Here is a 3,752-nt window from a genome sequence, read left to right on the forward strand (position 1 = left end):
AGCGGGTACTTCCTCGGGGCAGGCATCGTCAGGGCTCCTCTCGTGAAACCCATCTGACCCTCTGTCACCTCTCCCCGCATCTCGGGGGAACCTCAAGGAAGCAGCAGAGGTCGTCGCGCAGCCTTCGGCGGGCACCGTTGTGTAGGGCTCATGCGCAGCCCGGACCATGCGCGGTGCAGCGGCAACTCCACCGGGCCGTGCTCGGGTCCGGTCAGCGTTATGGCCGGCTCACGCGACGGCCAGGGGTTGTCGGTGGCGCCGGGCACAATGGCACGCATGGCTCCCAAACCGCACTACCTGCCCGCCGCCTTGATCGGCGGCTTCGGCGTGCCGGAGACTGGCCGGGTCGTCGGCCTCCGGCACGCGAAGGTGTGCGTGCGCCGACGGAAGGAGCCGGAGAAGGTGTTCGGGCCGTTGAAGGCGGAGAACATCGCCTACCAGTACGGGCTTTACGACGTGGATGACCCGAGCAGCGACCTTCCCGCCGACTTCGCGGAGGCCATCTGGCAGGAGTACGAGGGGGCTCTGCCCACCGCGATCCTTGCCCTTGAGCAGGGCACATTCACCAGGGACGACTGGAAGACCATCCTGCTGCACGTCCAGGCGCAGTCCATCCGCCATCCCGACTACGACCGCGTCGCCGTCACCTACATCCAAGGGGAAGGCGGCTTGCCCACTCCGGGCCGTGATCACGTGCAACGCCAGCGGCAGACCACGTTCCGAGAGACCCGGCAGTGGATGGCCAATGCACGCTACGCCCTCATACGCCGAGGCGCGGCCGCGCCTCGGTTCGTGCTCAACGACAAGGGCTACATCCCCATGCACGACACCCTGCTCGACCTGAAGGGTGTCCTCTTCCCGGTCTCCGGCGACATCGCCGTGCTGATGGTGGTGGGCGCCGCGCAGCCGACCGACGACTACGAGGCCGGCCCGCTCACCGAGCGCACCCTCAACGCCAAGGGCATGGAACTCGTGAACCGAGCCGCCTGGACAGTCACCGAGATCACCTGCGTGATGGGCCACCCCGACGACGCCGACTACCTGCTACAGCTACCGGAAACCGGATCCACGCTGCGCCTTCCCCGACTCGGCCCGTATCGCGGCAACCGAGAACCCAGCTACTTCCACTGGGTGTTGACCGGTACAGGAGTGCCGCGCCCGCGAGAAGGCCAGGACTTCCGGTGAGGCGCCCAGACCGCCTAGCGCAGCGGTGCCGTTGACCCACCACGCGCCTCCAGCGCAGGCTCCCTGGCCCCCGTTCGTCCTGGCCCGTGCCGACGAGTGTCGTACGGCCCGTGCCGGGACGCCCCTGCTGTCAGTGCCGCCTGGCATGGTTCTGATCATGTTCGACGGACTTCATGACATCGACTGGGCGTCGATGGAGCACGCGTACGGCTCGGCCGAGGAGGTACCGGCGCTACTGACGGCGCTGCGCTCCCCGGACGCCGAGGAACGCCGCAAGGCCCTCGACCGTTTCTACGGCGCAGTCCACCATCAGGGCAGCGTGTACCCCCCCACGGCGGCCAGCCTGCCCTTCCTGTTCGAGCTGGCCGCCGACGGCGCCACGCCCGACCGGGTCGCCGTCGTCGCGCTGCTGGTCAGCATCGGCCGGGAGTCCCTCGACCGGGGCTTCGAGGACGACGGCACCGAGATCGAGTACTACCCCCCGATGGGCTGCGCGCAGGCCGTCGCCTTCCTGCGCGAGCGGGGTGCGCAGTTCGCCGAACTCGCCCGCGACCCCGACCCCAACGTGCGGCTGGCCGCGATCCCCGGGCTCGGGCTCTTCCTCGACGACGCCGACCGGGCCGCCGTCATGCTGCGCGAGCGGCTGGCCGCCGAGCAAGGCATCGCGGCGCGGCTGCGGATCGTTCAGGCGGCGGCCACCCTTGCACTGCGGCTGCCTGCGGTCGCGCAACAGGTGATGGACTGGCTCGGCGGGCTCGCCGCCGACCCGGCCCAGGGCCCCGTGACACGGCTCGCGGCCCTGGTCCAGCGGGCCCGCTGCGCCCCGGATGAGATCGGCGAGGACGTCGTGGTGGCCGCAGTCGCCCTGCTGCGTGAGAGTGCCCGCGCCTTACCCGTGCGGCCGGTCGCACCGGCCCCGAGCCGCCCGGCGGCACCCACGGAAGGAGTTGCGCCCCAGATCGTCGCCGCCTTCGAGGATCTCGACCGGTACACGCGCGTGTACGCACCGACCACGGCCCTGCTGCGTACGTTCCACGAAGCCCTGGGGGCCCGGGTGTCCGAGCGCACCGCGGTGCTGGCCGAGCAGTTGAGCAGCCCCGACCCCGGCTCGCGCCTGGACGCGGTGCGTATGAGCGGGGAGCTGATGCGCACCTGGCGCGGGGATCACACCCGGCTCCTCCTGCTGATCACCGACCAGCTCACCACGGCCGATCAGGAGGTTGCCGCCGAGGCTGCGGCCGTCCTGGAGGCCTGCCACCCGATCGCCGCCCCGGCCCGGGAGGCACTCGCCGCACACATCGATGCCCAACGCGCGGTGCACGGCCCTCACGTATGGGCGGCCCCCGACGTGCTGCTGCGCAGAAGCCATCAGGAGGCCGTGCGGGCCTTGGCGCGCCTCGGCGACGCACGCGCGCTGCCGAGTCTGCTGGCCGCGCTGGACAGCGACATCGACGCCTGGCGCGCGATCCAGGTCGCACAGCATCTGCCGCAGGCGGCGGACCAGTTGGTGCCCCGGCTCTGCGACCACCTGCGCCGGATCGACCTCTCCCAGCAGCAGACCGAGATGAGCGCCAACGCGATCCTCTCCGCCCTGGCCACGCTGGCCGACCCGGCCGCGCTTCCTGTGGTGGTGGACACGCTCGGTGCCGCGGTGCGCCATGAGCAGTACCGCGTCACGCGATCAGCTCTTGAGGCGCTGGGGGCGTTCGGCCCGGCGGCGGCCGGCACACGGGAGACGATCCGGCTGCTGACCACCGCCACCGATGCGCACGTACGGCCTGCCGCCGTCGCCGCGCTGTGGGCCGTCGGCGGTGACCTGGCCGAGGTCATGCCGCTCCTGCTCGACCTCCTCGACGACCGCATCACCTTCCGGATCAGTGACGCAGCTGATCTGCTCGGCGAGATAGGCCCGCCCGCCTCCGCCGCCCTGCCGCTCCTGCGAGACCTCCTGACACACGACTACGAATGGGTCCGAGTGCACTGCGCGGCCGCGCTCTGGGAAATCGGCGGCCAGGCCGAGGCACCGGCCGTCCTGAACGCCTTGCTGCAGGCCATGGCCAAGAACCCCGCGACGGCCAACCACGTCGTCGCCTGCCTGGACCGCATGGGCCCCCTCGCGGCACCGGCCCTGCGCCTGCTCCGCGAGCAACTGGCCCTGCCCCGGCGCGGCGGCAGGTTCCAGAGCATCGAGCACGACGAGGAACTCCAGCGGGTCGGCCATACCCTCATCACCCGGCTCGATCCTCCAGCGCCGGGCACCGCCGCACCGCGAACAGCCTGAGTCTGCGCCGCCCCTCCGCCACAACCACCCTCTCGCCCCCAGCGTGCGGTTCCGTCAGGGCGGACATCTGCGCGCCGTCGCTAGGCGTACGAGCGGTCGGACAGGCAGCGTTGTCCACTTGCGTGTCGGCGGCGTTGTGCGTGTTTCAGGGCACGAAGGGCCCCTACAGGACGCCGGTATCCGGCTCCCAGTGTGGGTTCTCGCGTTGCCCTAGGTGGAGGAGAGCTGTTGCTCTCTGACTGACTCGGATCCCTGCCCGTGTATGAGATTGATCTTGTCTTTTTGC

Annotated in this window: 2 protein-coding genes; both read left to right on the top strand. The window is 70.7% G+C overall.

Going from position 1 to position 3,752, the window contains the following annotated elements; genetic code table 11:
• Window positions 1–276 precede the first annotated feature (276 nt).
• Entirely contained in the window at window positions 277–1,185 is a 909-nt protein-coding gene (locus tag ACWCQS_RS45945; protein WP_451009985.1) for a hypothetical protein, read from the top strand.
• A 157-nt stretch (window positions 1,186–1,342) separates the two neighbouring features.
• Entirely contained in the window at window positions 1,343–3,466 is a 2,124-nt protein-coding gene (locus tag ACWCQS_RS45950) for a HEAT repeat domain-containing protein (RefSeq protein WP_451009986.1), read from the top strand.
• Window positions 3,467–3,752: the final 286 nt, after the last annotated feature.

The organism is Streptomyces sp. NPDC002076, from assembly GCF_053593835.1.